Origin of the sequence: Bradyrhizobium diazoefficiens (genome assembly GCF_016616235.1) — a bacterium.
Classification (GTDB): Bacteria; Pseudomonadota; Alphaproteobacteria; order Rhizobiales; family Xanthobacteraceae; genus Bradyrhizobium; species Bradyrhizobium diazoefficiens_H.
Genome location: NZ_CP067100.1, coordinates 7634598 through 7657936, shown reverse-complemented (window position 1 = coordinate 7657936; position 23339 = coordinate 7634598). Strand labels below are relative to the sequence as shown.

The window sequence follows — 23339 nt, the reverse complement described above, 5'->3', positions numbered from 1 at the left end:
GAGGGTAAGTCATCCCACCATCTTCCTGAGCTCCGCCTTCGCCACCTTCTCCAGTGTCGAGCGCGGCATGTCGTCGATCAGCCTGACCTCGCGCGGCACCTTGAAATCCGCAAGTCCTTTGCGGCAGGCCTCCATCACGCGGTCATGCAGATCGGGTGCAGCACCCGCCACACCGCCCTGCGGGATGATGAAGACCACCGGCACCTCGTCCAGCATCGGATGCTTCTTCGCCACCACCGCGGCCTCGCGCACGCCCGGCACCATCGCGATCACCTGCTCGATCTCGGAAGCCGCGACGTTCTCGCCGCCGACCTTCAGCATGTCCTTGGCGCGGTCGCCGAACTTGATGAAGCCACCTTCCAGCCGCTCGACCCGGTCGCCGGTGAGGAAGAAGCCGTGCTCGTCAAAGCTCTCGCGCGTCGCCTTATCGTTGTGCAAATATTCGGCGAACAGCGACAGGCCGGGGATGCCCTTGATCGCGAGATTGCCGGTGTCGCCGACCGCGGTCGGCCGGCCGTCATCGTCGGTGATCCTGATCTGATATTCAGGCGCGGCGCGGCCGATCGACATCGGGATGTTGGGCTGGTCGACCTCGCCGATGATGCCGTGAGTGATCGTCTCGGTCATGCCCCACCAGCCGATGATCTTGACGCCGAAGGCGGCAAAGGGCGGCGGCTCGTTGACGGCGGTGCCCCACAGGCGGAATTTGTGATCTCCAGGAATCTCCTGCTCGAGCAGCGCCTTCATGCAGAACGGAATGGTCGAGGTCCAGGTCGAGCCATGCTCGCGCGCAACGCGCCAGAACCGGCTCGCGGAGAAGCGCGGCTGGATCACGCAAGTCGCTCCGACCCACAGCGTCGCCAGCATGGAGTAGGCCAGCGCATTGGTGTGGAACAGCGGCAGATAGGTCTGGTGCACATCGCTCGCATGCAGGTCCTCATGCGCGGCGTTGATCTTCGCGCCCCACAGCGCGTTGGCGTGGGTCCACAGCACCGCCTTCGGCCGCGATGTCGTGCCCGAGGTGTACTGCACGCTGCACGGCGCGCGCGGATCGGTCGCGCGCTTCGGGCGATCGGCGCTGTCAGCGAACAGGGATTCAAAACTGTCGCCGCGTGAGACCGCTTGCGCAGGCGCCGCGTCGGCATCATGCGAGGTCACCGCCATCCAGCGGATGTTGCGGCAGTTCTGCGCGACCACGTCGGCATAGGCCGGCTGCGTGATCGCAGCCACCGCGCCGCAATGACCGGCAAAATATTCGATCTCGGCCGGCGCCGAACGGGTGTTGGTGGTCACAGCGATGGCGCCGAGCTCGACACAGGCAAACCAGGCCAGCAGCGCCTCGATGCAATTGTCGAGATGAATGAGCACGTATTCGCCGGGCTTGACGCCGCGCTTGGCGAGCCCGGCCGCGAGCGCACCGACCCGCTCATGAAACTCGCCATAGCTCCAGCGCCGCGGTGGCGCGTCGAACGGCGCCCAGATCAGGAATGGATGATCATGGCGTGTCTCCGCACGCATCCTCAAGAGCCAGGGCACGTCGAGCCCGTCGAACGGTCCTACGATTCCGGTGGCGGTTTGCTGAATTGGCATGGCTCCTCCCCGTGCGCCTGCATCTTGCGTGCGGCCGCCTCTGGATTATTGCGTCTTTCTGCCACCGGATGGCGCGGCGAGCAAATCGGGGAGGGTGTAGCGCGCTCTCCCCGTCATTGCGAGCGCAGCGAAGCAATCCAGACTGTCTCCGCCGAGGTAGTCTGGATTGCTTCGTCGCAAGAGCTGCTCGCAATGACGGTGTTTGGGGGTGGCAGCTGAAGGTCCGACCGCCTCAATCTTCGTACGACGAAATCTCGATCAGGCTGCCGTCGGGATCCCGGCAATAGACCGAGCGCAGCGTGCCGCGCGCGCCCTGCCTCGGGCCAGGCCCTTCCTCGATCGCGACGCCATGGGCCTGCAGATGCGCCACCACCTCGTCTGGCGTCGCCGAGGTCAGGAAGCACAGATCCTCGCTGCCGGCGGTCGTCTGGTCCGCGGTGAACCACTCCACCTTGTCGGTATCGCGCGGACGGACGTTGATCTTCTGGTTACCGAATTGCAACGACGTCCGCGGCGCTTTGCCGCCGCCGGGGTCGAACACCTTGACTTCCATGCCGAGAATCCTGCGGTACCACTCGGCGGTCACAGCGACGTCGGCGACGTTGATCACGAGATGATCGAGTGCGTGAACCCTGACCGTCATGCCTTATCCTTTCGTCCTGGTGCGCCCCCCGCACTTTCCGCGCCCCGCTAGCTTTGTTACAACCGCATCGACGACGCTTTCAAGATATTCGCTTTCAAGAACAACACTGGGAGAACCCTTGAGATGATCACTCGCCGTACCGCGCTGGGCCTGCTTGCCGCCACGCCTCTTGCAGCCAGCCCGCTGTCGAAAGCCTTCGCCGCCGATTATCCGTCCCGGCCGGTGAAGTTCGTGGTCGGCTATCCACCGGGCGGCGCCACCGACATTCTGGCCCGCCTGATCGGGCAGCGGCTGTCGGAACGGCTCGGCCAGCAATTCGTCGTCGAGAACAAGCCGGGCGCCGGCAACAATATCGCCACCGAGTCTGTCGTCAATGCCGAGCCCGACGGCTACACCGTGCTGCTGGTCAATCCGGCCAACTACATCAACAGCACGCTCTACGCCAATCTCAAGTTCAACTTCGTCCGCGACATCGCGCCGATCGCCGCGTTCCAGCGCGTGCCGAACGTGATGACCGTCAACAAGGACGTGCCGGCCAAGACCGTCGCAGAGTTCATCGACTATGTGAAGGCCAATCCGGGCAAGGTGAACATGGCCTCGTCCGGCAACGGCACCTCGGTGCATCTGTCCGGCGAGATGTTCATGGCGATGACCGGCTGCAAGATGCAGCACGTACCCTATCGGGGCGCGGCGCCCGCGATCACCGACATGCTCGGCGGCCAGGTGCAGGTGATCTTCGACAACATGCCTTCGATCATCCAGCACATCCGCTCCGGCTCGCTTCGCGCACTTGGCGTCACCACCGCTCAGCGCTCGCCGCAGCTGCCCGACGTGCCCGCGATCGGCGAGACCGTGAAGGATTACGAGGCGAGCGCGCTGTTCGGCATGGGCGCGCCGAAGAACATGCCCAAGGACATGATCGCCAAACTCAACAATGAGATCAACACGCTCATGAAGGAGCCCGACATGACCAAGCGTCTGGTCGAGCTCGGCGGCGATCCGCTGGTCGAGACGCCCGAGGCGTTCGGCAAGGAGGTCGAAGCCGAGACCGCGAAATGGAAGAAGGTCGTCGAGTTCGCCGGCCTGAAAGTCGAGTAGCGATCTTGTGATGGCTGGAAATGGAGCCCTGCCGTTCGGCAGGGCTTTTTTCTTGCGTCGCCAGTGCGCCGGGCTGGAATAAAACGGCGCCGCGAAACCTGATGAGAGATGGCGCGTATCTCGCGCCGTGAGAAGAGGAGTTGGGATCATGCGCAAGACGCAATTGGCGATGCTGACGCTGGGCGCGACGGTCCTTGCCGGCATCGCGACCGTCACGCCGGCCGCGGCCCGCGACTATCCCTGGTGCGCCCAGGGCGGCGAGTATGACTATCCCGGCGAATGCGCCTACAGCACCTATGAGCAGTGCCAGGCCAGCGTGTCCGGCCGTCTGCTGTACTGCGACCGCAACCCCCGCTTTGCCTATGGCCAGCAACAGCTCCCGCCACCGCGGCCGCACCGGCGCGTGCCGTCGTACTAATCGCACTTCGGACTGATCGCAGCTGATCACGCAGTCGTGCGGACCCGCGCCCACGGGTTCCCGCTTGACGCGTCTCAACTCGCGCCTATACTAAACCGTATGGTTAAGTATCAGGACGAGACGCTGGACCGGACCTTTGCGGCGCTATCCGATCCGACGCGGCGCGCATTGCTGGCGCGACTCGGCAAGCAGGACGGCCTGTCGGTGAGCGAACTGGCCGCGCCGTTTCCGGTCTCGCTGCCGGCGATCATGAAGCATCTCGACGTGCTCACGGATGCGGGCCTGATCGTGCGGGAGAAGACCGGGCGCACCGTCTCCTGCCGACTCACCGCCCAGCCGATGGAGCAGGCGATGAACTGGCTCAGTCGCTACGCGCAATTCTGGTCCGAGTCGTTCGACCGCCTTGCTGCCTTCGTGGAGGAAGACAAATGGCCAACGCTGCCGTCAACACCGATCCCCGCACAGCCGCTGCCCCAACGGAACGTCCAAGCCTCACACTCACGCGCCGGCTCCGCGCCCGGCCGGAAAAAGTCTACGCCGCCTGGACGCAGGCCGCGCAGTTAGCGCAATGGTTCGGACCGCCAAATATGAAGCCGACGACGCTTGAAGCCGAGCTCGACGTCCGCGCCGGCGGCAGCTTTCGCATCAGCTTCACCCGCGATGACGGCGAGTATTTCGAGGCCGGCGGCAGCTATCGCGAGGTCGTGCCGAACGAGCGTCTTGTCTTCACCTGGGCCTGGCATTCAACGCCGGAGCGCGAATCGCTGGTGACGATCTCGTTCAAGCCGGACGGTGCCGGGACCTTGATGGTGTTCCATCACGCCGAATTCTTCGACGAGACCGCACGCGATAACCACCAGCGCGGCTGGAGCTCGTTCTTTGACAAGCTCGATACCTTCGTTGCCTGAAGCCCAGTCAGAGGAGAATGCCATGCAGTCCCATCAGGTCGTCTCACGCGAGCAGTGGATCGCAGCGCGCAAGGCTCACCTGGCGCGCGAGAAGGAGCTCACGGCGGCCCGCGAGCGTCTCGCCGAGGAGCGCCGCGCACTGCCTTGGGTGAAGGTCGACAAGAATTATGTGTTCGACGGACCGGACGGCAGGGTGGCGCTCGGCGATCTCTTCAAGGGCCATCCGCAGCTCGTGGTCCAGCACATGATGTTCGCGCCCGACTGGGATGCGGCCTGCAAGAGCTGCTCGTTCTGGGCCGACGGTCTTGACCGAATGGTGCCGCACCTCGCCGCGCGCGACACCGCCGTGGTCGCGATCTCACTGGCGCCGGTCGCAAAGCTCGAAGCTTTCAGGAAGCGGATGGGCTGGAGTTTCGATTGGGTCTCGTTGGGCGGCAACGAGTTCAACCGTGACTACGGCGTGACCTTCTCGGCGGAGCAGATCGCGACCGGCAAGCCGATGTACAATTTCGGAACCACCGCGATCTACGGGCCCGAGCTGCCCGGCATCAGCGTGTTTTTCCGCAACGAGGCCGGCGAGATCTTCCACACCTATTCCTGCTTTGCCCGCGGCCTCGACATGATGAACGCCGCCTATCAATATCTCGACCTCACCCCGCTCGGCCGTCACGAGGACGGCCTGCCCTACCCGATGGACTGGGTCCGCCTGCGCGACCAGTACGGGCCGCAAGCGAGGGAGACGTGCTGCCACGGGTGAGTTGCCCGCTAGTCGAGTCCACACGAACGGTGTCATCGCCCGGCTTGACCGGACGATCCAGTACTCCGAGACGGCAGTACATGAATCGAGAGGCCGCGGCGTACTGGATTCCCCGCTTGCCGCCTACGCTAAAGCTTCGGCGCCCCTCGATCTCAACCCCGGCGAAGCCTTGGCGTAGCCGGGTCGCGGGGAATGACGGCGGTGGTTGGTGCAGCAGCGTGCGTCAATCGCAAGCTACCGCTTCGCGTCGGCCTGCTCGGTGGCGTTGCACGAGATCAGCATCGTGTAGGGCCGCGCGTTGCCGGCGATGTCGGTGGTCTTAAGCTCACCCTTCGGCTCTGCAGTCTGGTAGGGCACCACGGAATTATCGAGAAAGTCGCGCAGCACGCCCGTCTTGATGGCGAAGTTGATGTTCTCGGGAATGTTGCCGGTCGCAACCGCGATGCGGAGTGCATCGACTTTTCCGGTGACCACGCCCACGACCTGCCCGGCGGCGTCGAACAGCGGGCCGCCGCTGTTGCCAGGCTGCACCGGCGCGCTGATCTGCAGGAAACGCGTGTCGTTGCGCATGCCGCTGAGCGAGCTCACGATCCCGGTCGTCACGGTGAAGTCCGAGGTGAGCATCCCGTGGTAGGGGAAGCCGATCGCGACGACGGAATCGCCCGAGCGGATCGAGCGGTCGCGAATCCGGGCAAAATCCTTGAATGCCGCCGTTGATGGCGCCTGCAACAAAGCAAGATCGTTGTTCGCGTCGCTCGACACGACGCGCAAAGTCATCGCGGCCTCGCCGGTGAGGTTGCCCTTGATGTCGCCGACGCAACCTTTGACGACATGGTTGTTGGTGACGACGTGACCATTGGGACTGACCACGAAACCGGTGCCAAAGAAGGCTCCAGTGCGTCCCTGTTTGGGCGCCGAAGGCGTGCCTTGCTTGTCGCCAGTCACCGAGGGCTTGGCGACAACCTTTGCGAAGTCGCCGGCCTTGTCGAGCCCGTCGGCCTTCACTTTGGTCACGCAATTGGCCAATGCGGCGATCACCGGCCCGGTCGAGGTCAGATCGAAATTCAGAACGGCGCGGCCGGCTGTCGCCACCATCAGGCTCGCCTTCTGGAACGTACGCACAACGTTGAGCGGCATGAGGGCCGTGAGCATGTTGGACCGGTAAGCCGTGGCGAACAGCCTGGCTCGCTCCTGCCCGTCAAAGGTCACGTCGATCGCGGCGTTCTCGCCCTTGTTGAAGCGGTAGCTGGGACTCGCAAAGGCGAGCGACCATGTGCCGGCGGCATTCTGGCTCACGACGAGGATGACGCCGTTCGCATAGGGCGTCGTCGCCGCACAATGGGAGAAGGCGCCCGTCTCGTCATTGCTGAAGGCGCCGCCGATCCAGTTGCCGACATTGACGCTACCGAACGGCCCTGCCGCATGTGCAGCTCCGGCGATGACCACCTGAAATAATGACGCAGCAACAAACGACTTCAGCCACATACCAGCCCCCGGGAATGGTTTTGGTCTCATCTTATCCGGCGGGCCACGCCGAACGCAACCGGCAGTTGCGCTTCCGGCCGATCCCCCGCCGCAACCTTCGCTCTTGCGGTTACTTTGCATTGCTATATACTTTGCAATGCAAAGTACCCGGACGGTAATCCCGACCAGCACGGGCGGAGCGAGGTTTTGGCGTTGCCGATGCGCGATCTCGACAAGGCACTGGCCGACATCGTGGCGATCCGCAGCCAGATTGCGGCCGGCACCGCGTTCCGCGGTTATGGCCCGGCGACCATGGCCGCGACCGGCGCCGTCGCGCTGATCACCGCGATCCTGCAATTCTGGCTGCTCGGCGATCCCACCAGCGAGCCGCTCGGCTTCTTCTTCGGCTGGTTCATCGCCGCCGCGCTCTCGGTGCTGGTGATCGGCATCGAGATGCGCGCGCGCTCGCGCCGCCATCATTCGGGCCTCGCCGATGCCATGATCCACCAGGCGATCGAGCAGTTCCTCCCCGCGGGCGTCGCCGGCATCCTGCTTGCGGTGGTGATGTGGAAGTTCGCGAGCGAGACGCTGTGGCTGCTGCCGGGCCTGTGGCAGATCCTGGTGTCGCTCGGCATTTTTGCTTCCGTCCGCTCGCTGCCGCGCACCGTCGCGCTCGCCGGCGCCTGGTATTTCATATCAGGATTTTCAGTCGTGGTGCTCGCGAGCCGGACCCATACGCTGTCGCCGTGGACCATGGGCCTGCCCTTCGTGATCGGGCAGTCGGTGATGGCGGCCATTCTGTATTTTGCGTCCGGAGACCATGATGTCGAAGACTGACAGCGCGCCCTTCTCCTATGAAGGGCTCGACCGCGTGATCCACGAGAAGGCAAGGCTCGGGCTGCTGACCTCGCTGATGGCACATCCCAAGGGGCTCGCGTTCGCCGATCTCAAGCAGCTCTGCGGCCTCACCGACGGCAATCTCAGCCGGCATCTCGCCGTGCTCCAGGAGGCCGGGCTCGTCGAGGTGACAAAGGGCTATGAGGGCAACCGCCCGCACACCACCTGCCGCCTGACCAAGGCCGGCCGCCGCCGCTTCCTCGACTATCTCGCCGTGCTCGAGCGCCTGGTGCGCGACGCCGCCAAGGCCGCCGGCCGCGAGGCACCGCCGCTCGGCCGCCTCGGCATCGTCTCGACCTGATCCTACCCTTTTTTGACCGGAGACTTTGCAATGCAAAGTAACATGAACGAGAAGCTTCACGTCGGCATCATCATGGACGGCAACGGCAGGTGGGCGACGCGGCGCGGCCTGTCGCGTGTACGCGGCCACGAGGCCGGCGTCGAGACCATCCGCCGCATCGTCGAGGCCGCGCCCAAGCAGGGCATCGGGACACTGACGCTCTACGCCTTCTCTACCGACAATTGGCGCAGGCCCAAGGCGGAAGTCGCCGCGCTGATGACCCTGCTCCGCTTCTATCTCGCCAACGAGGTGCGGAGCCTGGTCAAGAATGGCGTGCGACTTTCCGTGATCGGCCGTCGCGATCGTCTGCCCGACGGCATCGCGAGTGCGATCGCACGCGCCGAGGACGCCACCTCGCTAGGCACCACGCTGCATCTACGCATCGCCGTCGACTATTCCGCGCGCGATGCCATCCTCAACGCCGCGGCGAAGGCGGCGGCGCTGACCAGCCTCACCCGCGAAGCCTTCTCGCAGCTTGTCACCGGCGAGGCCGGCCTTCGCGACGTCGATCTCATCATCCGCACCTCGGGCGAGAAGCGGCTGTCGGATTTCCTGCTGTGGGAAGGCGCCTATGCCGAGCTGCACTTCACCGAGCGGATGTGGCCCGAATTTGATGCCGGCGATCTCGCCGCGGCGCTGGCTTCCTTCCATGGCCGCGAGCGCCGCTTCGGCGGCCTCCAGGCCATCATGCCGGAGGAGGTGCCGAGCCTCTCGCGGGCGTGATCGTGCGGCGGGCCGAGCAAGGGGCTCCGCAGCGCCATCATGCGCGGCGAAGGACGAAGCAAGCCGAGCGCCGCTGCGGGAACTGGACCGGACCACCGAATTCTGATGTCGTAGCGCACCCTCAACGCGGGCATCCGCAATGACCTCCTTCAAAACCATCCGTGCCCGCGCCGAGAAGCGCAAGGGCGGCCCCAAGGCGCTTGAAAAGCTGATGCCCGCCAAGCCCGACCTGAAGGGCCTCGCAAAACTCGGCGACGATCGCATCCTCGCCGAGATGACCAGACGGGTGTTTTGCGCGGGCTTTGCCTGGAGCGTCATCGATTCGAAATGGGATGGCTTCGAAGAGGCCTTCCTGCACTTTGCGCCGGCCAGGCTCAGCTTCCAGCCCGAGGATTATTGGGAAGGCCTGCTGCGCGATGCGCGCATCGTGCGCAACGGCGCCAAGATCATGTCGGTGCGCGACAACGCCGCCTTCGTGCAGGAGATCGCAAAGGAGCACGGCAGCTTCGGCAGGTTTCTGGCGAACTGGCCGCCGTCCAACGAAGTCGGCCTGCTCGATCTCCTCTCCAAGCGCGGCAGCCGGCTTGGCGGTAACACCGGCCAGATGCTGCTGCGCTTCGTCGGCTGGGACGGTTTTGTGACATCAAAGGACGTCGTCGCCTGCCTGCGCGAGGCCGGCCTCGAAATCGCCGAAGAGGTCAAGTCGAAGGGCGACCTTGCCAAGGTGCAGGCGCAGTTCAATACCTGGGCCGAGGAGACCGGCTTGCCCTACACCTATTTATCGCGCATCTGCGCGCTGTCGGTCGGCGAGGTCGCCGAGGCCAGCGAGTAGCGGATCCTCGCGCCGGCCAGATCATGTGCATCCTGTGGCGCTTCTGTGCCGCGAGCGCGGCTGATGAAACTCCGCGATCACGAATTGCATTTCGCTGGAACGTTTGTTTGCAGCGCCTGTTCGGAAGTTGAGCCAGGCGGCACAGGCGCAGGGAACGCTTGCCGCGGCTCAGTTCATAAAACCGGACACGACAGAAACGGAGCAGCCCGATGAAGCTAACGTCCGAACAGGTGAAGCAGACCGTCAATCAGCTCGGTGCTCAGGTGCTGCCCGACGAGCATCCCGCCATGCCACAGCTCAATGGCATGTTCGGCGAGCACACTTTCTTCGTCGATGAGATGGGTCTCAAGGTCCTCGAGCCCACGCCCTCGCTGGGTACGGAGCGGGAGAGCGGCGAAGTCGTCAGCCTCGCCGATTGGGGCGATTCCGACCTGACGCGCCTGATGGCTCATGAGCCCGAGCCGACCGGCGTGATTGTGGTGTTCGAGCATGTGAAGCACTGACCGTCGGCGGCGGTGCGATGGACAGATGGTCGAATGGGCGGATTGCGCTGCGCGATTCCGCTATGAAGCGATGCGCCGCTGCGCTCGAAGATGCGCGGCGGCCGTCAACGCTTGTCCCCGTAGGGTCGAATTCACGCCCGCGTTCGCCCTTGGCGTCTGAGGTTTGCGCGACGCAACAATTGGATGACCTCGGCATCGGAGGTCTGTTCGAAATCCCGATAGTGCATGCCGACGGCAAAAAATGGATCAGGAGTGGTCAGGCAAATGATCTCGTCAGTATCCGCACGCAGGCTGGCAATTGAGTCGCCGGGCGCGACCGGAATTGCAAGCACCAACCACTCGGGTTTCGCGCTCGAAAGGGCCTTGAGCACGGCCTTCATGGTGCCGCCGGTCGCAATGCCATCGTCGACCACGATGACGACGCGGCCGGTGACCTCGAGAGGGGCTTCGCCACTGCGGTAGATGCGACGGCGGCGCTCGATCTCGGCGAGCTGTCGCGACGTTTCGGCCTCCAGATAGGCGCTTGACGGCTGAACCGCGCGAACGATCTCGTCATTCATCACGACCTGCGGGTGGGCGCCGTCCACCATGGCGCCGAGCCCGAGCTCCTCGTGCCCGGGTGCACCGATCTTGCGGACAAGGACCACATCCAGCGGTGCGTTCAGCGCCTGTGCGACTTCGAACGCGACGGGCACGCCGCCACGCGGCAGCGCGAGCACGATGGGGTTCCGGTCCTTGAACTTCGACAGAGCTGGGACGAGCCTGCGTCCGGCTTCATGCCGGTCGGCGAAGACGCTGGACGCGGGGTCCGGTAGCGGCGCGGAGAGGAATCGGTGAAACCATCGTTTCGCATGCTGCACGACTTGGTCAAGCGTGCCGGGTTCTTCGAAGAGGTGGGTCGCTCCAGGGACGACAACGAGCTCCTTTTCGCAAACCAGCTGCGCGAGCGCCGAGCGGTTGAGCGGGATGACCGTTAGATCCGCCCCGCCGACGACCAGCAGCGTCGGCGCATTGACGGCGTGCAGTGCGTCGGCGGCAAGATCCGGACGGCCGCCTCGCGATACCACAGCGGCAACGTCCTGCCGCTTGGCCGCAGAAGCCAGTGCTGCCGCGGCGCCCGTGCTCGCACCGAAGTAACCGATCGGAAGTCTGTCGAGCTCTCGCCTTTTACGGGTCCAGTCGGCGGCTTCGGAGAGCCGTGACGCCAACAGCGCAATGTCGAAGACATTCCGGCGGTCACGTTCCTCCTCTGGACTCAGAAGATCGAGCAATAATGTCGCAAGGCCGGCCTCGCGCAGGCCGGCAGCCACCTGGTTGTTGCGCGGGCTCAGGCGACCGCTACCGCTTCCATGCGCGAAGATCACGAGTCCGGTCGCGCCCTCGGGGACGCCCAGAATCCCTGCGAGTACGTGTGGTCCGATCGAGACTTCGCTGAGTTGCTCTCGTGCGCTTCTCATCCATCAGAATCCGAATGGATAGGTCTCGGCGGCGCCGTAACCGCCCCTCGTCGCAAGCGGGGTGACAGCCCGCGTTTCCTCGAACCAGACGAATGCGTCGAACTGTTCCGGCAGCACCGCTTCGAAATAGTGGCTGAGAAATTCCGTCTCCGGGCGGTACACGACCCCAATGGCCCGTTCGATCCGCGAAGCGGCCAAGGCATCGCTCAGAGCGCTGCGGCCAGGGGTCCGCCAGTCTGTCAACGACCGCGCGAGCCCCGTGCGCCGGAACAGATACTCGTAAGAGTCCTCGCGAGCTGGCCGCACCGACTTGATTTGCATGTCGCCGCCCCAGTCAGTCGCTGCCGCGACCGTACCGCGGTCGGTGCCGAAGCCGATCAACACGGCATCGTCGCCATATGCGTTGCGCGTCAATTCGCCAATGTTGAACTCGCCGGCCCAGCCCATGGCAGTTGCCGCGGCGTTGCCGATATGCGAATTGTGCGCCCATACAACGGCCTTCGCCTTTGGTCCGCGCTGCTTGATCACGTATTGCAGCGTGTCGAACATGTGCCGGTCCCGCAGATTCCAGGATTCCGTCGAACCGCGATACATGATCCGGTAATAGCGTTCGGCCGCGCGCACGATCCGCGCGTTCTGCGCCGCGTCGAAGAACGCTTCGCCATCGCGCTGGGCATATGCAAGCCGATGGTCGAGCAGCTCCCGAAGCTGCGCGACCACGTCACCCTCGCAGGTATCGCGGCCGGACAGGACCGCATGGCCATAGCGGGCCGGATCTGATTGCCAAGGCGTCAGGCAGCCGTAGCGTTCGCGCGCTTCCCGGGCGCGCTCTGGGTCGACGCGATCGAGATAGTCGATCACGGCCGCCATCGAGCTGCCGAGGCTGTAGACGTCGAGACCTCGCAGCTCGACCCGCTGATCCATTGCGCGGCCGTCGTTGTGGATGCGCAGAAAATCGATGAATTGTTTGACCTCCAGATTGCGCCACATCCACACCGGGAAGCGTTGAAATGGCGGCTCCGTGGGCTGTGCGGACGGCAATTGCCGCACCAGATGGTCGAGTGCCGCAACGTCTGGCCAGTCGGCTTCGATTGCCACAATGTTGAACCCATGGCACTCGATCAGCTGCCGCGTGATGGCCGCCCGAGCGCGATAGAATTCCGATGTGCCGTGGCTCGATTCTCCGAGCAATACGATTTTTGCATGGGCGAACCGATCGAAACAGGCCCCAAAGTTCTCCTGTTCGGGCGCGGGAAGGGGCTCGCCCGCCACGTGCAGGAGATCGATCAACTCGCGATCGCTGCTCTCGCGAATGCGCTCGGCGGCGGGCGAAAGCGGCATGTCCAGTTCCTCCAATCATCGCGCGTCGTATGTTGAGCCCGCTGCCAGGCGCTGCAGCCGAGCGGGCCGGGAACAACCGGAGACGGTAATCCACTGTTTGAGGACGCAACTCATGCGCTATTCGGACGTTCCTCCGAATCCACGATGTCGTCATGACCAGCACGGTGGCGGCAACGTGCGCTCGCCGCCCGTTCTTGGTCGCGCGGTGATGTTCACGGAATTCGTTCTCGACGACGGCGCTGGATGCGACTGCCTCGATAAAATCCGGCGCGAAGCGTTGGCGCGGCACACGGTTGCTTTGGCCGAGACTGTGGAAAGGACGCGGCCATGTATTATGCGCTCGAACTTCTGACGGTGATGCTCGCGGCTGTGACCATGAGCCTGACCCTGGCGCATGCGCTCGAACTGCCGGGCAAGCTGCGGCTGAGCCAAGACCAGTACTTTGCGGTTCAGCGACCAACGGCAAGTCAACGGCAAGACAGAAATCGTGCGCTTGCTAGTTCCCGGGCGAGCTGAGGGGCGGGATACGTGACGTCGCCGAGCGCCGGCTGTCAGCCGGTCTTAGTCTCGTCGAGAGGCTTGGCCGAATCTGAGCTGGCGGGCGGCATGAAAGGTCCGGGCGGTCTGGGGCTTGACGAAGAGCGAAACCACCTCGGGATGCTTGGCGCGAATGCGCCGCTCGAGCGCCTCGACACATTGTTCGAGTTCGGGCGTGCGCAGGTTATCGGAAAATTTGAGGCTGAGCGTGACCACGATCTGATCCGGCGCAAGATGAACGGTCAGCGCACCGTTTGCCTTTTCGACACCCGGTTGGTTCGAGGCCAGCGCAAGGATCGAGTTGCTGATCGCCTCGTGGGCGCGCTCGCCGATCAGCAGTTCCTTGTTCTCCCTGGCAAGGATCAGGGCCATGGCGCCGAGCATGCTGCCGATCAGGATCGAAGCCACACCGTCAAGAGCGGGGCTCGCCAGGCGGTCTGCCAAGTAAATGCCAAGGGCTGCGATCGAAATGCCGATCAGGGCGGCTGTATCTTCCAGAAGCACCATAAACGAGGGCGGGTCCTTGCTGCGCCTGATCGCCTCCCAGTAGCTGAGTTCGCCCTTGATCGTCCGGAATGTGGCAAGCGCCAGCAACCATGAGGCGCCTTCGAACAGGGCCGACAAAGCAAGCACGACATAGTTTGCCGTGAGGTTCTCGATCGGGGAAGGGTCTGCGAGATGGGAGATCCCTTCGTAGATGGAAATCCCCGCTCCCAGGGCAAACAGCAACAGCGCGACGACAAAACTCCAGAAATAGAGTTCACGGCCGTACCCCAAGGGGTGCGTTCGGTCCGGCGCGCGGCGGGAGCGGTAATAGCCATAAAGCAGCAATGCCTCATTGCCGGTATCGACAAATGAGTGCGCGCTTTCGCTGAGCATGGAAGAACTGCCGGAGAGCAGGGCTGCCACCAGCTTGGTGACGGCCACCATGAAGTTGCCGAGCACGGCGGCGAAGATGACTTTCTTGGATTTTGCGGATGCGCTGGCGGCCATGGTCAATCACTGGATCGAACGGGCTCGCGTGCGCCCGGTTCCTTATATCCCGCAGCTGTATTTCAGCCGTTCGCCAAAAGCCGGCGAGCAACAATTGTCTAGCCGGTGCGTTCCGCGCGTTTGTGAGGAAGCCAAGTTGATCGTGGCGCCCGCGACCGGTCATGCTGGCGGACAAGACCAAATCCATGCTGCTGTACGAGCTGGCGCGCGCCGCGGCCGATGAAGATGGGCACTATAGCTTCGCTGGGGCACCATGATGTGGCGGCCTCTCACACGCCGTGGGGCGCCGATGCTTGGCTCGCCTCCGAACTTGCGCCATGTCCATGGCATCACGGCCGCCGTTTAGACGGCCTTCGGCGCGCTTGCGGTTTCAATGCGATCGAAAAGCTTGACCGCGGTTAACCGCACAGCGTCTTGCGCGCTTGCCTTTACCGGCAGGAAACGCCGGTCATGTTCCAGTGCCCGGCGACGTTCGCTGGGAGCGCAGACATGGCCATCTTTGGTTTTGGACGACGACGCCCGCCTGACCCGGGAAACATATTGTTCCGCCGGAATTATGGGATGATCCAGAGAACGCTGCGTTTTTCGCGAGGATCGGCGCAAAACCGGATGATCCCAGCAATCTTCGCGTCACGCATGACGATGTGGCGAGGATGATCGAGGAAGGCCGAAAGGCGGTCGACGCTCGCATCCGTCAGGTTCGGACCAAGGCGTTGGCGGAGGGGAACGACAATCTCGATGTGCGGGCGTTGTCGCTCCTTCACGACAATTGCTGGAACGGCGAAGCCGGTGATTTTCTCATCTACCATTTGCGCCTGAACCCATACGACGAATGGAACACGATGCTCGTCGCGGGGGATGTGAGAACTGCGTCCATTCTCGATATGCCGTTCTGTACCGAAGAGATCCTTCAACACCTTGCCAGGACCGGACTGCCCGTCATTCTCGGACTTCGCGACAAGCTTCGCGCGGCGCATGACGAGGTCCAGCGGACGCACGAATTCGGCCGCTTCCAGGAGATCTACGACGACACGGTGACCAGGGTGAAAAGGCTGGGGCAAATGTTCGGGGCCGGTCTCGTCGAGACGTATCAAGCCTGGCGGCAGAGGCAAGCCGATGGTCGGTCCGCGCCTCGTTGAAGAGGCGCGTCGGGCAGAGTGCATTCGATGTGGTCGTTGGCGGCGATATCGGCCGAGCCGTGCAGGAGATGGGACCATGGGACTGAGAAGCTACCTGGCGATGGCACTTTTCATTTGCGGCGCAGCCTGGCTATGGGCGACTGGTTCGCAGCAGGCCGGCGCTCAGAGGCAAGCTGTTGCCTTGCAATACAGTCTGGGTGCCCAACAAATGACCATCTATGACAAATGCATCAGTGCGATGGAGCACAAAGGCCTGCGGGCTGGAGGATCAAAACAGCAGTTTTGTGGCTGCCTGGTGCAACGCGGCCTCAGCAATCTGCAACCGGATGAGTCCGACGTCGTGTTTGGCTGGATCAGAAATGGCACACCCAAGGACGTCATGGTCACGGACCGGCAGAATCGGGTGTTGGCGGCAGCGATGAGCTGCTCCGAAGACGGACGCAGCACGTGGTCGTCGGTCGAAGCAATGCAATCCTGGTGCGCTGAAAAGGACGCCAGACGCGAACTCCCGCAATGCAAGCTCAAGCTGAAATGAGGCCGGAATAGCGACGCTGACCGTGCGCCCGACGAGACGACTAGAACGTCGGGCCAAATTTCGCGGCCAGAGGCGGACTTTGTTAATATTGTTTCACATCACAAACATGCAGACAGGCAATTCTTGGTTTCTCAAGGTGTAGTGTGCGGCGAATTCTCGGCGAGCGGGAGCGCAGCATGGTCGTTTTTGGCAAACGCGGCAGTCAGACCCCGCCCGTGCAACATCTCATCGGGAACGAACATCATCACTTGCTGAGGGCTGTCGGCATTGACCCAAATGGCCCCGAAAACGTCTTTCCTTCACAGCATGATATTGACGAACGCCTCGCCAAGGGACGTGCCGCCCTCGACCGCCGTCTTGAAGAGGTTCACAGAAATCTCGCAGTTCAGGTCGGACCGGAGATAAGCATGCGTCCGTTCTTGCTGATCCCGGAGAGTTGCTGGCAGGGACGGACAGGCGACTTCTTGATGAAGTTCCTGGATTTCAGTCCCTACGACAGTGTGAACGTCGCGTTCCTGCCAGCGGACCAATTGACATCGGCGATCATGGATACGCCATTGCATCCGGGCGCCGAAATTCAGGTGTTTGTCGATGCAGCCAAGACGTTCATCGCCGAATGCGAAAGTCGCGTGGCGCAGGCAGCGTCGAAAGCTGGTCAGACAGGGGAGTTCCAGCTCGTGACCGCCGCCAGGACCGAGGCAAAGAACATGATCATCGCTTTGGCGATGACGTTTGCCGGGAAGCTGCTCGAAGCTCATAAGGCGGCCAAATCAAAGTGAGCGGCAAGAATTACGTCAGGCTACTCGATCACGTCGTCTGCTTGGGCCAAGAGCGTCGCAGGCAGATCGAGCCGACGGCTTTCGCAGCCTACAGATTGAGCACCAGGTTGAACTTGACCCCTGGTAGCTTGGGATGTCCCCGGGATACGCGCCTTTCAGGATCATGTCGATATAGTCCGCGGCGCGGCGGTAGAGATCGGCAAAATCGACGCCATAGGAAATGAGCCCGCCGACATCGACGAAGTCGCGAAATCCATACCGGAGACATGTCCGTGCTCCAGCAGCTTCAGGGCCCCTGGCCTGAGTGCGCGGGAGGACTTTCACCACAGGAGGCGAGCGCAAATGCGACCGCGCAGATCGCTGAGCGCTCCAATCGTTTAATCTGCGACGACCTATGGTCCCGCGCTACCAGTCTGCGGGCGGCACTCTCCCCTGAGATGATCAACCGATGCGCCGGGCGAGATAGGTTCCTATCAGCATAAAGACAATACCGATGATGCGTTGCGTGGTGAGCGAAGACTTCAGCGCGCCAAAAAGGCCGAACTGATCGACCAACGCGGCCGTCACGATCTGCCCGAGCAACACGAAGAACACGGCATTGGCGACGCCAATGCGCGGCGCCGTCCAGGTGATCGACAGAATGTAGAAGGAAACTACTAATCCGCCCGCATAATAGAGCGGCGTCGCCTCGAACCAGCCATGCTTTGGCAGGCCAAGAACAAGCATCGCGATGCCGCAAATGACAGTGCCCAGCACAAACAGGATGAAAGCAGCTGCCCAAGGACTCTCGAGCTCGGTTCCAAGCCTGGAGTTCCACGCGGCCATAATGGGAATGCCTACGCCGGCTGCGAACATGAGAAGCGAAAGAAGAAGAGTGCAAGACGCCGTCATCGCATGGTCCCGTGGAGATATCATCGCATGGCCCTGTGGAACGGCGAAACGATGTTAGTGAGCTTGGCCTTCCAGGGGGCCCTGACTGCCGGGCCAGTTCGTAATTCCGGATAGCCTCGATATTCGATCATTGGTTCAACCTCCTTCGGCATTCCTCCCCATAACGACGACGAGACTGGCCCGTCGTCGGATGCCACGCACCATGCGTATGAGATGCGCCAACCGACCGACCGCCGCAACCGGAAACAGTTCGATCGAAATCGAAGAATAGTCGCTCGATTGATCCTGGCTGGATCCCTATAACATGCGCCATGAGCAGTCCTATCAAACTCGCAGAACTCGGAGGTGTTATCGGTGATCCGGCGCGCGCCGTGATGCTATGCGCGCTTCTCGACGGTCGCAGTCATAGCGCGACCGAATTGTCATTGACTGCAGGCGTCATGCCGCAGACAGCAAGTTGGCACCTAGCGAAGTTGGCAGACGGGCAATTGATCACGGTAGAGAGACGCGGTCGCAACCGGTACTTCCGGCTGACGTCGCCGCTTGTGGCGCAAGCGCTGGAAGCGGTGATGGCGATAGCGATAGCGGGCTCCCGCGCACCACGATCGCATGTCCTTTCGGAGCGCGATCAGGCGTTACGCAATGCACGGACCTGTTACGATCATTTTGCGGGGAGATTGGGTGTCGCGCTGACCGAGGCGTTCATAAAGCGAAAGCTGATCGTCCTCTCGAAGGACGGCGGGCGTATCACCCCACGCGGCGCAAGACTGCTTTCCGGCTTCGGCATCAACCTATCCGCCATGCAACAATCGAAGCGTCCGTTTTGCCGATCGTGCCTCGACTGGAGCGAACAAAAGCCACACCTTGCCGGCGCCGTCGCCGCGGCCTTCGCTACGCGGTGCTTCGATTTGGGCTGGGTGCGGCGTTTACCCGGTACACGGGCTATCGCAATTACGCCCGCAGGCGCCAAGGGCTTCGAGGAGCAGTTCAGCGCGACTGTGTAGAGGTTTTATCTGGCCGAATTGGCTATCCGTACTGTCGCGCACTGCGAGCGAAGGTCTGCTCGGGTCATTCGCGTCGATATTGCCATGTCCGGTGACAGTGCATTCAATTCGACACCTGCGGGTTCGGTCGAAGAACCAGCCAGTTTTGGCGGCGATAGCGTATCTGCGAAGTGGCGCACCCGACACGATTCGAACGTGTGACCTTTGCCTTCGGAGGGCAACGCTCTATCCAGCTGAGCTACGGGTGCTAGCAGGGTTTTACTTAGCCGATTGGCGAGGGGCGGGCAACCGCTTCTCGCCACATCGCGCTAAGCCGATTTTCGGGCGATTCGGCCAGTAGCCGGCTCGCGGCCGGGCCCGGCGAACTCCGCCAGCAGCCGTTCGGCGCTGATGACGCGATTGCGGCCCAGCCGTTTGGCCGCGTAGAGCGCCTCGTCGGCAGCACCCAGCAGCCGGTCCGGGCCGCCGTCGGCTTCGCCCGGAATGTGGCTGGCGACGCCGACGCTGAGGGTGACGTGGTCGCCGGCGCCATCAGCGCCATGGGCGATCCGTAAGCCCGTGACCGCGGTGCGGATGTCCTCCGCGACGGCGCAGGCGGTGTCACAATCCATCTCCGGCAGGATTAGCGCGAACTCCTCGCCGCCATAGCGACTGGCGAGGTCGAGCGGGCGCACGGCATGGCGGCTGACGACGCCAGCGACCGCGCGCAGGCACTCGTCGCCGGTCTGGTGGCCGTGGCAATCGTTGAACAGCTTGAAATGGTCGACGTCGACGAACAGCAACGCCATCGGCTTCTGCGTCCGCTGGGCGCGGGCCCATTCCGCTATCAGCATCTGGTCGAACGCGCGGCGGTTCGACAGGCCGGTCAACCCGTCCTTGGTGGCGAGTTCCTTCAGCGCCATCTCGGCGCGCTTCTGGTCGGTGAGATCGCGCAGAGTTTCGACCACGGCGATCAGATTGCCGGCCTCGTCGTGGATCGGACCGGCATCGATGGCGAGATAGAGCTCGTTGCCGAGCTTCGGCATCACGCACCAGTTCTCCGCGGAAAAGCCGAGCCCGTTATGGCCGCGCGCCGCATATTCCGGATAAAACTCCGGCAGCTGCTCCGGCCGGTCGAGCGCGACGAGGTCGGCAAGGCAAGGGCGTTTTGTCTTGTAGAAGGCCTGCCAGTGCTTGCTGGTGCCGATCACCTCGGAGGCGGCGACGCCGGTCAGCCGTTCGCAGGCCCTGTTCCAGATCACGACCCGGCGCTTCGGGTCGATCACGAAGGTCGGCACCACCAGATGCTGCATCAGCCGCACGGCATAGGAGTCCGCGACGTCGACGACTTTGGTTGAATTTGTCCCCGGCTTCGCCATCACGCCACCGCCGCTATCGGCACGGCCTCGCCCGGGCCGAACAGTTTTCGCACCTCGCTGGCCGGCTTCGGCGCGCTGAACAGATAGCCCTGCATCTCCGTGCAGCCAAGCGTGCGAAGCATCTCGCGCTGGGGCTCGGTCTCGACGCCCTCGGCGACCGTGGTCATGTTGCTCGCGGCGGCGATGTTCACCACCGCCTGCACGATCACCGGCGAGCCGCTCGCTTCCGCGATGTCGGCAACGAAGCAGCGGTCGATCTTGATCTTGTCGAACGGGAAGCGCTTGAGATAGCTCAGCGAGGAATAGCCGGTGCCGAAATCGTCGAGGGCGATGCGCACGCCGATCGCGCGCAGCTGGTGCAGGATCGACAGCGCCGCCTCGTCGTCGCGGATCAGCACGGCCTCGGTGATCTCGAGCTCGAGCCGGCGCGGGTCCAGCCCGGAGGCGGCGAGCGCGCCGGCGATCCGCAGCGCCAGCGTGTCGCATTTGAGCTGCACCGGCGAGACGTTGACCGCGACGCGCACATGCGCCGGCCAGGTCGCGGCCTCGTTGCAGGCGGTGCGCAGCACCCAATCGCCGAGCTCGTTGATGAGGCCGGTATCCTCGGCCACCGGAATGAACTCCGCCGGCGATACCATGCCACGCACGGGATGCCGCCAGCGCAGCAGCGCCTCGCAGCCCGAGACCTCGCCCGAGCGCAAATCGACCAGCGGCTGGTAGTGGATCTCGAAGCCGCCTTTCATCAGCGCCCAGCGCAGATCCTGCTCCATCGCGAGGCGCGCCTTGGCGCTCGCATCCATCTCGGGCTCGAAGAAGCGGTGGGTGCGGCGACCCGAAGCTTTGGCGCCGTACATCGCAAGGTCGGCGTTCTTGATGAGCTGATCGAGATCGGCCCCGTCCTGCGGCGCCAGCGCGATGCCGATGCTGGCATCGGTGGAAAGCTGGTGGCCGAGACAGTGGTAGGGCTGCCGGATCGCCTCGTAGATCCGCGTCACGAAGGACAGCACTTCCGCAGAGGACTGGATCCCGGCCTGGATGACAGCGAATTCGTCGCCGCCGAGCCGCGCGATCAGATCGTCCTTCCTGAGGCAGCCGCGCAGGCGGGTTGCGATCGCCTTGAGCAGCTCGTCGCCGACATGATGGCCGAGCGAATCGTTGATGCCCTTGAATTCGTCGACGTCGATATAGAGCAGCGCGAACTGGCAGCCGCCGCCGACCTTCGCCAGCTCGCGTTCGATCTGCTCGCGGAACAGCACTCGGTTGGGCAGGTCGGTCAGCGCATCGTAATGCGCCATATGCGCGATCTTCTCATTGGCCTGCCGCTGTTCCGTGACGTCATCGATCACGTTGATGATGTAGCGCGGCTCGCCCATGTTGTCGCGGATGCCGATCCGCTTCGAGATGACATGACGGTGACCATCGGTGCGCGTTTTCCATGTCTGCTCCTTGAGCAGCAGTCGATCGGGCGATTGCAGCAGGGCGTCATCGTCACGGGTGACGATGTCGGCGTCCTTTTCCGGCAGGATATCGGCGGCCGTCTTGCTGACGATGGTCCCGCCCGCTTCCGTGAACACGTTCTCAGCAATCCGGTTGACCAGCAGGTAGCGCCGTGTCTGGACGTCCTTCACGGTAATCTGCGAGGGTATATGATCGATGATCTCGCGGAGGAACGTGTAGTTGCGGTCGCGCTCCTGCTCCAGATTGCGCCGCTCGGTGATCTCCTCGATCGTCGCGACCCAGCCGCCTTGCGCCAGCGGCGTGTTGATGACCTGGAAGGCGCGGCCATTGGGCAGTTCATGAAGCCTTGTGGAGACCCGGCCTTCGGCCACGACCCTCATCACGTCGGCGCAAAATGCCTCGACGTCGCCGGTGAACGCTCCCCGCTCCTTGCGGTGCTGCATGGCCTCGTGGATGTGACAGCCGGGCTTGATGACGTCGTGGGACAGGCCGAACATGTCGGCGTAGCGGCGGTTGCTGGTGACGATGTAGCCGCGCGCGTCGTAGAGGATCAGCCCTTGCGACATGTTGTTGAGGGCGGTGTCGAGCCGCTGCCGCTCCGCTTCGATCCGCGCCTGGGCGTCGCGATTCTGCCGGTTGATCTGTCGAATGATCAGATAGAGGATCATCGCGATCACGGCGGCCGACAGCGTCGCGGTCGTGACCATGAAGCCGGTCTGCTGCCGCCAGTCGGCCAGCGCCGCGGCCGTGGTGTTGGTAGCGACGATGACGAGCGGGAAATGCGTCAGCGAGGTGGCCGAGCCCAGCCGCTCCTCGCCGTCGACCGGACTCCTGACGCGAAGCGTGTGCTGGCCGCCCTCGGTCAGGACCTTCTGCATGAGCGGTGCCGTCTTGAAGTTCCTGCCGATCAGCTCCTCGGCATGCGGATAGCGTGCCAGCATCTTGCCTTGGCGGTCGAACAGCGAGATCGCCGTGCCCTCGGCAAGCGCGACCGATGCGAAGTAGTTCTGGTAGCTGTCCGGATCGATCCGGCGGACCATCGCGCCGAAGAAGGTACCGTCGGGGCCGTTCAGCCGGCGCGCGACGATCGTGGTCCATTTGCCGATGATGAAGCTGCGGACCGATTCCAGGATGACCGGCTCGGACATCGGATCGGACTTGAAGGTCTGGAAATAGACGCGCGAGGAGACGTTGATCCTGGGCAGCGGCTGGCTTCGCGACCAGTTGATCAACTCGCCGTCGGCATCGTAGATCGCGATGTCGCCGAGATAGGAGACCGAGCTGATCTTGCTGCGCAGCATCTGGTTCGCGGCGGATCCCGACATGCGTTCGCGGAACATGGCGGCCGAAGTGATCTCCGGCAGGTTCATCTGCCCGATCAGGTCGCCGGCGACGACGTCGGAATCTTCAAACTGCTGGTCGAAGTGGCGCGCGATCAGCTGGACCGTGTTTTCCAGCTCGCGCTCCCGGTTGACGAGGGTCCGCTCGCGGAATTCGCCGACGGCCATGGCGGTCACCGCGAAGATTCCCGTCACCAGCAACACGCCGCATAACGTCAGCCACAGCACCGGCCCGCGCCGAAGCGCCGCCTCCCAACCGCCTCGGGCGGCCAGGGACATTCCGGCTGTGATCCTCGTGAAGACCTGGCGCATTCCCCCTCCCTGAGGAGACAGG

The 23339-nt window shown here is 63.4% G+C and carries 23 protein-coding genes, 1 tRNA gene and 1 pseudogene; 15 read left to right on the top strand and 10 right to left on the bottom strand.

What is annotated here, in order from left to right:
- Window positions 1–9: 9 nt before the first annotated feature.
- Window positions 10–1590, bottom strand: a complete 1581-nt coding sequence (locus JJB99_RS35915) for an AMP-binding protein (RefSeq protein ID WP_200496799.1) — start codon at window positions 1588–1590, stop codon at window positions 10–12.
- Window positions 1591–1822: 232 nt separating this feature from the next.
- On the bottom strand, window positions 1823–2233 hold the full coding sequence (locus tag JJB99_RS35910; RefSeq protein ID WP_200496798.1) for a VOC family protein: 411 nt from the start codon (window positions 2231–2233) through the stop codon (window positions 1823–1825).
- A gap of 123 nt (window positions 2234–2356) precedes the next feature.
- Here JJB99_RS35910 and JJB99_RS35905 point away from each other — a divergent pair, with 123 nt between their 5' ends.
- The 5 genes and pseudogenes from JJB99_RS35905 (at window position 2357) to JJB99_RS35885 (ending at window position 5414) form a co-directional block, all read left to right on the top strand.
- The gene (locus tag JJB99_RS35905; RefSeq protein ID WP_200496797.1) at window positions 2357–3331 is read left to right on the top strand and encodes a Bug family tripartite tricarboxylate transporter substrate binding protein; all 975 of its coding nucleotides are present in this window, start codon (window positions 2357–2359) and stop codon (window positions 3329–3331) included.
- A 148-nt stretch (window positions 3332–3479) separates the two neighbouring features.
- Window positions 3480–3749, top strand: coding sequence for a DUF3551 domain-containing protein (locus JJB99_RS35900; RefSeq protein ID WP_200496796.1), 270 nt, complete (start codon window positions 3480–3482; stop codon window positions 3747–3749).
- A gap of 99 nt (window positions 3750–3848) precedes the next feature.
- Window positions 3849–4313 (top strand): ArsR/SmtB family transcription factor, encoded by a 465-nt coding sequence (locus JJB99_RS35895; protein WP_200496795.1) that lies wholly within the window; start codon window positions 3849–3851, stop codon window positions 4311–4313.
- Between the two features lie 11 nt (window positions 4314–4324).
- Window positions 4325–4657: pseudogene (locus tag JJB99_RS35890) on the top strand (SRPBCC family protein); the annotation flags it as partial.
- A 22-nt stretch (window positions 4658–4679) separates the two neighbouring features.
- Window positions 4680–5414, top strand: coding sequence for a DUF899 domain-containing protein (locus tag JJB99_RS35885; RefSeq protein WP_200496793.1), 735 nt, complete (start codon window positions 4680–4682; stop codon window positions 5412–5414).
- Between the two features lie 234 nt (window positions 5415–5648).
- On the opposite strand, the gene JJB99_RS35880 is transcribed toward JJB99_RS35885, so the two are convergent.
- Window positions 5649–6899 carry a S1C family serine protease gene (locus tag JJB99_RS35880; RefSeq protein WP_200496792.1) on the bottom strand — a complete coding sequence of 417 codons (1251 nt, stop codon included), beginning with the start codon at window positions 6897–6899 and terminating at the stop codon, window positions 5649–5651.
- Window positions 6900–7097: 198 nt separating this feature from the next.
- On the opposite strand from JJB99_RS35880, the gene JJB99_RS35875 reads away from it, so the two are divergent.
- From JJB99_RS35875 to JJB99_RS35855, 5 genes are all read left to right on the top strand, one after another.
- Entirely contained in the window at window positions 7098–7715 is a 618-nt protein-coding gene (locus JJB99_RS35875) for a hypothetical protein (protein WP_200496791.1), read from the top strand.
- Window positions 7702–8076 (top strand): winged helix-turn-helix domain-containing protein, encoded by a 375-nt coding sequence (locus JJB99_RS35870; protein WP_027542101.1) that lies wholly within the window; start codon window positions 7702–7704, stop codon window positions 8074–8076. Before JJB99_RS35875 ends, JJB99_RS35870 begins: the two co-directional genes overlap by 14 nt.
- Before the next feature lie 30 nt (window positions 8077–8106).
- Window positions 8107–8838 (top strand): di-trans,poly-cis-decaprenylcistransferase, encoded by a 732-nt coding sequence (locus JJB99_RS35865; protein WP_200496790.1) that lies wholly within the window; start codon window positions 8107–8109, stop codon window positions 8836–8838.
- Between the two features lie 139 nt (window positions 8839–8977).
- On the top strand, window positions 8978–9670 hold the full coding sequence (locus JJB99_RS35860; protein WP_200496789.1) for a DNA-3-methyladenine glycosylase I: 693 nt from the start codon (window positions 8978–8980) through the stop codon (window positions 9668–9670).
- A gap of 209 nt (window positions 9671–9879) precedes the next feature.
- The gene (locus tag JJB99_RS35855) at window positions 9880–10173 is read left to right on the top strand and encodes a hypothetical protein (RefSeq protein WP_200496788.1); all 294 of its coding nucleotides are present in this window, start codon (window positions 9880–9882) and stop codon (window positions 10171–10173) included.
- A 131-nt stretch (window positions 10174–10304) separates the two neighbouring features.
- Here JJB99_RS35855 and JJB99_RS36850 read toward each other — a convergent pair whose 3' ends face one another.
- Window positions 10305–11630 carry a phosphoribosyltransferase gene (locus JJB99_RS36850; RefSeq protein ID WP_349628999.1) on the bottom strand — a complete coding sequence of 442 codons (1326 nt, stop codon included), beginning with the start codon at window positions 11628–11630 and terminating at the stop codon, window positions 10305–10307.
- A 3-nt stretch (window positions 11631–11633) separates the two neighbouring features.
- Window positions 11634–12920 (bottom strand): erythromycin esterase family protein, encoded by a 1287-nt coding sequence (locus JJB99_RS35845; protein ID WP_246775105.1) that lies wholly within the window; start codon window positions 12918–12920, stop codon window positions 11634–11636.
- Between the two features lie 378 nt (window positions 12921–13298).
- Between JJB99_RS35845 and JJB99_RS35840 the strand changes: the two genes are divergently transcribed.
- Entirely contained in the window at window positions 13299–13487 is a 189-nt protein-coding gene (locus tag JJB99_RS35840) for a hypothetical protein (RefSeq protein ID WP_200496786.1), read from the top strand.
- 45 nt (window positions 13488–13532) lie between these two features.
- Here the strand turns inward: JJB99_RS35840 and JJB99_RS35835 are convergent, their stop codons facing one another.
- The gene (locus JJB99_RS35835; RefSeq protein WP_200500445.1) at window positions 13533–14501 is read right to left on the bottom strand and encodes a cation diffusion facilitator family transporter; all 969 of its coding nucleotides are present in this window, start codon (window positions 14499–14501) and stop codon (window positions 13533–13535) included.
- A gap of 653 nt (window positions 14502–15154) precedes the next feature.
- Between JJB99_RS35835 and JJB99_RS35830 the strand changes: the two genes are divergently transcribed.
- The 3 genes from JJB99_RS35830 (at window position 15155) to JJB99_RS35820 (ending at window position 16954) form a co-directional block, all read left to right on the top strand.
- Window positions 15155–15640, top strand: coding sequence for a hypothetical protein (locus JJB99_RS35830; protein ID WP_200496785.1), 486 nt, complete (start codon window positions 15155–15157; stop codon window positions 15638–15640).
- A 76-nt stretch (window positions 15641–15716) separates the two neighbouring features.
- Window positions 15717–16175, top strand: coding sequence for a hypothetical protein (locus JJB99_RS35825; RefSeq protein ID WP_200496784.1), 459 nt, complete (start codon window positions 15717–15719; stop codon window positions 16173–16175).
- A gap of 176 nt (window positions 16176–16351) precedes the next feature.
- Complete coding sequence (locus JJB99_RS35820) at window positions 16352–16954, top strand: hypothetical protein (protein ID WP_200496783.1); 603 nt, start codon at window positions 16352–16354, stop codon at window positions 16952–16954.
- Between the two features lie 441 nt (window positions 16955–17395).
- Here JJB99_RS35820 and JJB99_RS35815 read toward each other — a convergent pair whose 3' ends face one another.
- Complete coding sequence (locus tag JJB99_RS35815) at window positions 17396–17845, bottom strand: DMT family transporter (RefSeq protein ID WP_200496782.1); 450 nt, start codon at window positions 17843–17845, stop codon at window positions 17396–17398.
- Window positions 17846–18156: 311 nt separating this feature from the next.
- On the opposite strand from JJB99_RS35815, the gene JJB99_RS35810 reads away from it, so the two are divergent.
- Window positions 18157–18849, top strand: coding sequence for an ArsR/SmtB family transcription factor (locus JJB99_RS35810; protein ID WP_200496781.1), 693 nt, complete (start codon window positions 18157–18159; stop codon window positions 18847–18849).
- A 171-nt stretch (window positions 18850–19020) separates the two neighbouring features.
- Here JJB99_RS35810 and JJB99_RS35805 read toward each other — a convergent pair.
- From JJB99_RS35805 to JJB99_RS35795, 3 genes are all read right to left on the bottom strand, one after another.
- Window positions 19021–19097: transfer RNA gene (locus JJB99_RS35805), tRNA-Arg, on the bottom strand.
- A gap of 60 nt (window positions 19098–19157) precedes the next feature.
- Window positions 19158–20207 (bottom strand): sensor domain-containing diguanylate cyclase, encoded by a 1050-nt coding sequence (locus tag JJB99_RS35800; protein ID WP_200496780.1) that lies wholly within the window; start codon window positions 20205–20207, stop codon window positions 19158–19160.
- Entirely contained in the window at window positions 20207–23317 is a 3111-nt protein-coding gene (locus JJB99_RS35795; protein ID WP_200496779.1) for a bifunctional diguanylate cyclase/phosphodiesterase, read from the bottom strand. The genes JJB99_RS35800 and JJB99_RS35795 overlap by 1 nt, the downstream gene beginning before the upstream one ends.
- Window positions 23318–23339 lie beyond the last annotated feature (22 nt).

Excerpts from the sequence above, each read along its gene's own strand:
- JJB99_RS35915 (WP_200496799.1), bottom strand. The coding sequence starts at position 1,590 with ATGCCAATTCAGCAAACCGCCACCGGAATCGTAGGACCGTTCGACGGG.
- JJB99_RS35910 (WP_200496798.1), bottom strand. The coding sequence starts at position 2,233 with ATGACGGTCAGGGTTCACGCACTCGATCATCTCGTGATCAACGTCGCC.
- JJB99_RS35905 (WP_200496797.1), top strand. The coding sequence starts at position 2,357 with ATGATCACTCGCCGTACCGCGCTGGGCCTGCTTGCCGCCACGCCTCTT.
- JJB99_RS35900 (WP_200496796.1), top strand. The coding sequence starts at position 3,480 with ATGCGCAAGACGCAATTGGCGATGCTGACGCTGGGCGCGACGGTCCTT.
- JJB99_RS35895 (WP_200496795.1), top strand. The coding sequence starts at position 3,849 with ATGGTTAAGTATCAGGACGAGACGCTGGACCGGACCTTTGCGGCGCTA.
- JJB99_RS35885 (WP_200496793.1), top strand. The coding sequence starts at position 4,680 with ATGCAGTCCCATCAGGTCGTCTCACGCGAGCAGTGGATCGCAGCGCGC.
- JJB99_RS35880 (WP_200496792.1), bottom strand. The coding sequence starts at position 6,899 with ATGTGGCTGAAGTCGTTTGTTGCTGCGTCATTATTTCAGGTGGTCATC.
- JJB99_RS35875 (WP_200496791.1), top strand. The coding sequence starts at position 7,098 with ATGCGCGATCTCGACAAGGCACTGGCCGACATCGTGGCGATCCGCAGC.
- JJB99_RS35870 (WP_027542101.1), top strand. The coding sequence starts at position 7,702 with ATGTCGAAGACTGACAGCGCGCCCTTCTCCTATGAAGGGCTCGACCGC.
- JJB99_RS35865 (WP_200496790.1), top strand. The coding sequence starts at position 8,107 with ATGCAAAGTAACATGAACGAGAAGCTTCACGTCGGCATCATCATGGAC.
- JJB99_RS35860 (WP_200496789.1), top strand. The coding sequence starts at position 8,978 with ATGACCTCCTTCAAAACCATCCGTGCCCGCGCCGAGAAGCGCAAGGGC.
- JJB99_RS35855 (WP_200496788.1), top strand. The coding sequence starts at position 9,880 with ATGAAGCTAACGTCCGAACAGGTGAAGCAGACCGTCAATCAGCTCGGT.
- JJB99_RS36850 (WP_349628999.1), bottom strand. The coding sequence starts at position 11,630 with ATGAGAAGCGCACGAGAGCAACTCAGCGAAGTCTCGATCGGACCACAC.
- JJB99_RS35840 (WP_200496786.1), top strand. The coding sequence starts at position 13,299 with ATGTATTATGCGCTCGAACTTCTGACGGTGATGCTCGCGGCTGTGACC.
- JJB99_RS35835 (WP_200500445.1), bottom strand. The coding sequence starts at position 14,501 with ATGGCCGCCAGCGCATCCGCAAAATCCAAGAAAGTCATCTTCGCCGCC.
- JJB99_RS35830 (WP_200496785.1), top strand. The coding sequence starts at position 15,155 with ATGATCGAGGAAGGCCGAAAGGCGGTCGACGCTCGCATCCGTCAGGTT.
- JJB99_RS35825 (WP_200496784.1), top strand. The coding sequence starts at position 15,717 with ATGGGACTGAGAAGCTACCTGGCGATGGCACTTTTCATTTGCGGCGCA.
- JJB99_RS35820 (WP_200496783.1), top strand. The coding sequence starts at position 16,352 with ATGGTCGTTTTTGGCAAACGCGGCAGTCAGACCCCGCCCGTGCAACAT.
- JJB99_RS35815 (WP_200496782.1), bottom strand. The coding sequence starts at position 17,845 with ATGACGGCGTCTTGCACTCTTCTTCTTTCGCTTCTCATGTTCGCAGCC.
- JJB99_RS35810 (WP_200496781.1), top strand. The coding sequence starts at position 18,157 with ATGAGCAGTCCTATCAAACTCGCAGAACTCGGAGGTGTTATCGGTGAT.
- JJB99_RS35800 (WP_200496780.1), bottom strand. The coding sequence starts at position 20,207 with ATGGCGAAGCCGGGGACAAATTCAACCAAAGTCGTCGACGTCGCGGAC.
- JJB99_RS35795 (WP_200496779.1), bottom strand. The coding sequence starts at position 23,317 with ATGCGCCAGGTCTTCACGAGGATCACAGCCGGAATGTCCCTGGCCGCC.